The following is a 7020-nucleotide window of genomic DNA, read 5'->3' on the forward strand; positions in this document are numbered from 1 at the left end:
CCGCGATGCCGGCGACCGCTCGCGACGTGCGGAGCGGGCTGGCGCCTTTGATCGGGTCACCGCCGAATCGGTCTAAACGTTCGTTACACGAACAGTGATTCGTTTAGCGAACGATTCGGCGATTATGGTTGTCCTGTGGCTGCATTGTCAAGGCAGGGAAAGTCCCCTTCATGTTAGGTCGCGGCGCGTGGCATCGAGATGCTCATTTTGGATGCGGAACAGCCGGCCATGCGAATGCGCACTATGCTGACGGCCGATTTTTCGACTACCCTTTATCGCGATATGGCATATGGCTTCGGCTTTGCCGCCCCGCCCGCAACCGGTAACACCGCATGCCCGACACCCAACTGGATCTGAACCTGATTCCCTATCTGGTCGCGATGGAAGACACGCGCAACGTGAGCCGCGCCGCCGAGCAACTCGGCGTGAGCCAGCCGCGCGTCAGCACCGCGCTCGGCCGTCTGCGCCAATATTTCGACGATCCACTATTCGTGCGCACCTCCAAGGGCATGGAGCCGACGCCGCGCGCGCTCGCGATCCTGCCCGCCGCGCGCGACGCACTGCTGCGCATCGAGAAAGGCATGCTCGACGTGCAGGACTTCGATCCGGCAACCAGCACGCGGACGTTTTCGATCGCGCTGTCGGACGTCGGCGAAATCGTGTTTCTGCCGCGGCTTTTGCAGATATTCGCCGAGCGCGCACCATCCGCGAATCTGCGCTCGGTGTCGCTATCGCCGTCGCAAGTGGAACGCGGGCTCGAATCGGGCGACGTCGATCTTGCCGTCGGCTATTTCCCGGACCTGTCGGGCAACAACTTCTTCCAGCAGCGGCTGTTTACGCATCGCTTTATCTGCCTGATGCGCAGCGGACATCCGCTGTCGAGAGCACCGCTCACGCTCGAGCAGTACGTCGCGTCGGGGCATGCGGTCGTGCGCGCCGAGGGACGCAGCCAGGAAGTGCTCGAACAATACCTGGAAAGAAAGCGCATCAGGCGTCGCGCGGTGCTGGAGACGCCGCATTTCATGAGCCTGCCGTTTATCCTCGCGCGCACCGATCTGCTCGCGACGGTGCCGCATGCGATCGGTTTCGCGTATGTGTCCGAGCATGCGTCGATCATGCTGGTCGAGCCGCCGCTGCCGCTGCCGCGTTTCGATTTGCGGCAGCACTGGCATCGCAAGTTTCATAACGATCCGCGTGGCAGCTGGCTGCGGGGTCTGGTCGCCGAGTTGTTCAACGATGCGATGGATGAATGGCCGAAATAGCCGGATCAGAGCGAACGCCACACCGGCGCATCCGCCAGCGAAACATGGAACAATGACCGCAGTTACTGACCCCGCGCGCCCCGTCCAGCGTCGACGCGCGATCCAGGAGGAACGACGCATGAGCAGCAGCAAGACAAATGAAACCAAACCCGCAGCGGCCGTGGAACGCCCGAGCCGCGAAGAAGCTGAAGCGGCCGTTCGCGTGCTGTTGCGCTGGGCCGGCGACGATCCGCAGCGTGAAGGCCTGATCGACACGCCGGCGCGGGTGGTGCGCGCGTACGACGAGTTTTTCGCGGGCTACCAGGTCGATCCGCGCGAAATTCTGGCGCGCACGTTCTCCGAAGTGGACGGCTACGACGAGATGATCGTGTTGAAGGACATCCGCTTCGAAAGCTATTGCGAACACCACATGGTGCCGATCATCGGCCGCGCCCACGTCGCGTATCTGCCGAACCATCGGGTGGTCGGCATCTCGAAGCTCGCGCGCCTCGTCGACGCGTTCGCCAAGCGGCTGCAGATCCAGGAAAAGATGACGGTGCAGATCGCCGATACGCTGAACGACGTGCTGCAACCAGCCGGCGTCGGCGTAATTCTCGAAGCCGCGCACCAGTGCATGTCGACGCGCGGGGTGCACAAGGCCGGCGTCACGATGGTGACCTCGCGCATGCTGGGCACGTTTCGCACCGATCCGTCGACGCGTCGCGAGTTTCTGGCGATCGTGGGCAATCCGGGCGTGGTCGCGGTGCCGAACGTGTGACGGGTCGCGGCACGCGGCGAGGCTGCCTGGGCCCGGCGCTCACCTCTGCGAAACCGCAACCCGCGCCGCGCGCGTGCGCCCCAAGCTCGCCAGCAACACCGCTGCCAGCACACATGCGGCGCCGGTCAGTTGCGCCGCGCCGATCCGCTCGCGCAGCACGAGCGCGGCGAACACGAGCGCGCTCACGGGCACGAGCGCGGTCGTCAGTCCCGCCTCCGCGCCACTGAGACGCGCGGCACCCGCATACCACAGCACGAAACCCGCGATGGTCGGCACCAGCGCGTAATACGCGACGCCGAACAACGCGGCGGGAGCGACCGGCAATGTCCACGGCCGCTCCAGCCAGGCCGGCACCAACGCGACCGCGAGGCCGATGCCGCACATCAGTGCCGACAGCGGCAACGGCGCGACCGGCGTGCGCAGCTTGCGGTTCAGCAGAATAAACAGCGCCTCGCAGACCACCGCTGCGAACACAAGCGCGTTACCTGTCAGCGAAACCGCTGCGCGCGGGGCGCGCAGGTCGTCGACACGCACGCTGCAGGCCAGCACCCCCGCGGTCGCGAGCGCAATTGCGCCGAGCAACGCGGGCGCAGGGCGTTCGCCGAGCGCCAGCATCGCAACCGCCGCCGATACCGCCGGCAGCGTGCCCGCAATCACACCGGCATCGGCGGCCGACGCGAGCCGCATTCCACTGATCAGCAACACCGTATAACCGACGCTGCCCGCGCCGGCCTGCGCAATCACCAGCAACGTATCGCGCCGGCCCAGGCGCGGCCACCGCACGCCGCGCCAGCGCATCGCGATCACAAACAGCGGAAACGCGATGGCGAAACGCAGCGCGGTCGCGCTAAATGGCGGCAGGCCGGCCGCGATCGTCTTGCTGACGACGACCGTGCTGCCGACACCGATCATCGCGAGTGCGCAAAAAAGGTAGCCCGTATAGCGCGAATTCATGCTGCCGTCCCGTCCGTGCCGTTGATGGAACTCGCAGATTAGGCCTCCGCACGGCGCGCGGTCTTGAACGAAATTGCAGCGCCGGCCTGCGATGCGGGCCCCAGCCAGCGCGCGAGCCATCGGTTATGCTGGGCAAACGGCATCGCCGGGATCCGCTTTGCGTGCTGTCGCGCGTCAAGCAGTCACGCATGCGCACGCAAAGCCGTTGCGCACGTATGCCGGCTGAATAGCAGCGATAGGAGAGCCTCGATTGCTAGCGTTTCCGTTATCGGCGGTGTCGAGTTGGGGCGGCGCGATCGTCTTCGCCAACGTGTTGCTGACGCGTCTCGGCGTACCGATTCCGGCTGTGCCGGTGCTGTTGTTTGCCGGCTCGGCGATTGCCGCGGGCACCTTGTCGTTCTGGCCGATTCTCGCCGCCGCGGTGCTGGGCGCGCTGATCGGCGACGGCGCCTGGTTCGCCGCCGGCCGTCTTTATGGCCGCAAGCTGTTCGCGTGGCTCGGCCGTCTGTCTCCCGCAGTCGATACCCGGCTCGATATGGCGCGCTCACTATTCGAGCGCTATGGCGTGCCCCTCGTGTCGATCTCGAAGTTCGTCCCCGGACTGGGACTCATCACCCCGCCGCTGATGGGCACGACCGCCGTCGACGTCCGCATCTACGGGCTGTGGGAATTTGCGAGCGTGGTCGCATGGGCGACGTTCTGGCTGCTCGGCGGCGCCGCGGTGGAACGGGAGCTGCACATGCTGCAGGCGTTCGTCAAAGCGCGCGGCGGCACGCTGGCCGACATCGTCGTCGCCGCAGCGGCCATCTATCTGCTTTACCGCTTGCACCTGCGCTACCGCGGGCGGCGCGTACTCGCGCGCGCCGCGTCGGCGCCGGGCGAGCCGAATACCGCGCGCAGCGCGCACCACGTGGTGCCGTCGAAGGTGCTCGACGCGCGCCCCGGCGCACCGATGCCCGAGCCGGGACGCCGCATCCCGAGCGCGCTCCCGCTCGATCCGCATTCGCCCGAACAGATCCATGACGCGTTGCGCGCGCATGACATGGTGATCTATTGCATTTGCCCGGACAGCGCAACCGCGCTCGAAGTCTCACGATGCATGCGCAGCAACGGCTATACGCGGATTCGCGCACTGCGCGGCGGGCTCGACGCCTGGCAACGGCGCGGCTTCCCGGTTGGCCTGCTGGCGTACCCGGACGGAGGCGCCGCGGATCGGCCGACGCCGCCGCCAGGCGGCGACGCACAAGGCGCGATTACGTTGCGCGGTTTTGCGCCGCGTGGCGCTCAGCACAGCAAGCAGCACGCGTGAAGCGCCGCGCAGCCCGCCCGCTGTGGAGAGCCGCCTGCGCGACCGGCCACCATCCCGTTGCGCCGGACAACCGCGTTTGCTCCGCCGCTTCTTCGCCACCTATCGCCGCGGGTCGGCGGCGGCCAACCGATCGAGCCCGCTTTCGCGATCAGTGCAACGAACCCGCCGCCGCGCGCATGCGGCGCTTGCGTTGCCTGCCGAGGCAATTCAGCGCGGCATCGATATCGCCGGCGCCGCCAAGCGTTTCCGCGGTCTCGCGCAACAGCGCCTCGCTCGCCACCGTATCGTTGAGCTTGCCAAAACGTTTCTGGATTTTTTTCAAGTGTTTAAGCGTGCGTTTGTGGCTGCCCTTGAGCACCGGGCCGAAAAACTCGAACAGATAGCGCAGTTTCTTGCCGGCCTTTCTGACGTCGTGAAACGCGGCATAGTCGCTGCGTTTCGCGTGACTGGCGCGTTTGATGCGCTTTTTCAACGATCGCTCCGACGCCTTCACCCGTTTAGCGGCAAATTTGTGCAGTGCGACGCGCGGTACGTGCGCGACGTTCAGCTCGGCGGATGCACTGGCGAGCCCGTCGCGTAGCAGATGCTTGACGTCGGCGTTCAACAACGTTTCGCGGCTCACGGCAAGCGTGTCGGCGCGCGCTTGCTGGAGCCTCGCCATAAGCCCCGGCGACACGCGGTCCTGGTTCGCGAGCAGTCCGATCAGGACGTCCCAGTCGCGCGTCTTGCCGGCCGCCGTCGCAAGAAATTTGTAGACCGCGCGTTGGCGGCCGTTCTCGCCCTTGTCGAGCAACGGCGCGAACGCCCACCACAACGATCGCAATCGACGCAGCGACACCCGCAACTGGTGCAACGCTTCAGGCGACGGGTCTTCGTGCACCGCCGCGGCGAGGTCGATCGCATGATGGACCAGCGGCGCCGCATACGATGCGAACGCCTGCTGCGCCGACGGTTCGCCGGCTGGCTGCAGAACTGCTTCGCTGTCTTGCTTCATTGACGCTCCACGCAACATATGGTGACTTTCAGCGTAGCAAAAAATAAACCTCGCGGCAGATCACAGGCATTCGAAAGCCGATACGCGCAAAAGCGCGCAGACAGTACTGCCAGCGGGTAGCACTGCGCTTTACGGTCATTCGGGCGCGCCGCCCGCGCTCCACCCGTAAAACGGCTATCTTGAAACCTGTACGCGAGACGCGCGCCGCCGCTGACCGCGTGACCAGTCCGGCGGACTCTGTCCGCGAACGCGGCAGGCAACTTTGAGGAGGACGTATGCGAATACTCGTTGTCGGTGCAACAGGCCTGTTGGGCTCGCGAGTCGTCAAGCTGCTGGCAGCCGAACACGACGTCGTCAGCGCAAGCCGTAAGGGCTCCGATTTGCATGTCGATCTATCCGACAAACGCAGCATCGAATCGATGTACGCGCAAGCCGGTACGCTCGACGCGATCGTCTGCGCCGCCGGTTCGGCAAAATTCGCGCCGCTCGCGTCGCTCGCCGATGAAGACTTCTCGTTTAGTCTCGCCAACAAACTGATGGGCCAGGTCAACCTGGTGCGCTGCGGCGCCGCGCATATCTCGCAAGGCGGCTGCTTTACGCTGACAAGCGGCGTGCTCGCGCAACAGCCGATGGAAGGCAGCGCGGCGGTCAGCATTGTGAATGCCGGCGTCGAAGCGTTCGCGCGCGCGGCGGCGCTCGAGTTGCGCGGCAGGGCGCGCGTCAATGTAGTCAGCCCGGGTTGGGTCGCCGAAACGCTCGAATCGATGGGTCGTGATCCGGCGCAAGGCGTGCCGGCCGCGATCGTCGCGCAAGCCTATAAACGCAGCCTCGGCGGCAGCGCGAGCGGCGAGGTGTTCAGTGTTTCGTAGCGCCATACCGGTGCGGCCCGGCTGACGACTTCCCGGCTCGTTCTTTTCGGACATCAGGCTATCGCCTTGCGCCATCGGCGTTGCGAGCAAGCCCTCGCGGCGCGGCGTCCGAGCCGCGCCGCGCGTTGTTTCATGCAGCTGCGGCTAGCGTCACGCACTTGTCATCATTGCGACATACGTTATTAGGAGCATCGGAAGTTCCGCGACAAACATTTGAGGCTCACGTCATGCCGGAACTTTCCTATCAGCAACCAGGCGCCGCTAGCGGTAAAGGGCGCAATGTCGGCCTCTTCGTCTTTCTCGCGCTGCTGATCGCCGGCGTGGTGTATTGCGCCGTGCATCTGCTCGACGATTTGCAACCCGTGCGCGAAAGCTCGGTCTTGCCATATCTGCTGCTGGGCGTGGCACTATTGATCGCGCTCGGCTTCGAATTCGTCAATGGCTTTCACGATACAGCCAACGCGGTCGCGACCGTGATCTATACGCACTCGCTCACACCAAACCTCGCGGTCGTATGGTCGGGCACATGGAATTTTCTCGGCGTGCTCACATCGACCGGTGCGGTCGCGTTCGGCATCCTGCAACTGCTGCCTGTCGAACTGATTTTGCAGGTGGGCAGCAGCGCCGGCTTTGCGATGGTGTTTGCGCTGCTGATCGCCGCGATCATCTGGAATCTCGGCACCTGGTATTTCGGCCTGCCGTCGTCCAGCTCGCATACGCTGATCGGCTCGATCATCGGCGTGGGCCTGATGAACCAATTGATGCACGGTTCGAACGGCACGAGCGGCGTCGACTGGAATCAGGCACTCGGTGTCGGCAAATCGCTGCTGTTTTCGCCCATCGTGGGCTTTCTGCTGGCCGGCTTGCTGCTGCTC

General features: G+C 65.1%; 7 protein-coding genes. 5 read left to right on the forward strand and 2 right to left on the reverse strand.

Going from position 1 to position 7020, the window contains the following annotated elements; translation table 11 throughout:
* Nucleotides 1–332: 332 nt before the first annotated feature.
* Together VGH68_RS11840 and folE are read left to right on the forward strand one after the other, a co-directional pair.
* A complete protein-coding gene (locus VGH68_RS11840; RefSeq protein WP_331603812.1) occupies nucleotides 333–1262 on the forward strand; it encodes a LysR family transcriptional regulator in 930 nt (309 codons plus the stop codon).
* A 118-nt stretch (nucleotides 1263–1380) separates the two neighbouring features.
* Nucleotides 1381–2019 carry a GTP cyclohydrolase I FolE gene (gene folE / locus VGH68_RS11845; protein ID WP_331603813.1) on the forward strand — a complete coding sequence of 213 codons (639 nt, stop codon included), beginning with the start codon at nucleotides 1381–1383 and terminating at the stop codon, nucleotides 2017–2019.
* Between the two features lie 39 nt (nucleotides 2020–2058).
* Here the strand turns inward: folE and VGH68_RS11850 are convergent, their stop codons facing one another.
* A complete protein-coding gene (locus VGH68_RS11850; RefSeq protein WP_331603814.1) occupies nucleotides 2059–2973 on the reverse strand; it encodes a DMT family transporter in 915 nt (304 codons plus the stop codon).
* A 250-nt stretch (nucleotides 2974–3223) separates the two neighbouring features.
* Here VGH68_RS11850 and VGH68_RS11855 point away from each other — a divergent pair, with 250 nt between their 5' ends.
* Nucleotides 3224–4282, forward strand: coding sequence for a VTT domain-containing protein (locus tag VGH68_RS11855; RefSeq protein ID WP_331603815.1), 1059 nt, complete (start codon nucleotides 3224–3226; stop codon nucleotides 4280–4282).
* A 148-nt stretch (nucleotides 4283–4430) separates the two neighbouring features.
* Here the strand turns inward: VGH68_RS11855 and VGH68_RS11860 are convergent, their stop codons facing one another.
* A complete protein-coding gene (locus VGH68_RS11860) occupies nucleotides 4431–5276 on the reverse strand; it encodes a CHAD domain-containing protein (protein WP_331603816.1) in 846 nt (281 codons plus the stop codon).
* Between the two features lie 275 nt (nucleotides 5277–5551).
* Here VGH68_RS11860 and VGH68_RS11865 point away from each other — a divergent pair, with 275 nt between their 5' ends.
* Nucleotides 5552–6145, forward strand: a complete 594-nt coding sequence (locus VGH68_RS11865; protein WP_331603817.1) for a short chain dehydrogenase — start codon at nucleotides 5552–5554, stop codon at nucleotides 6143–6145.
* A gap of 227 nt (nucleotides 6146–6372) precedes the next feature.
* On the forward strand, nucleotides 6373–7020 hold a 648-nt coding region (locus tag VGH68_RS11870), incomplete at its 3' end, for an inorganic phosphate transporter (protein ID WP_331603818.1).

This window comes from Paraburkholderia sp., assembly GCF_036488505.1.
In the GTDB taxonomy this organism is placed as follows: domain Bacteria; phylum Pseudomonadota; class Gammaproteobacteria; order Burkholderiales; family Burkholderiaceae; genus Paraburkholderia.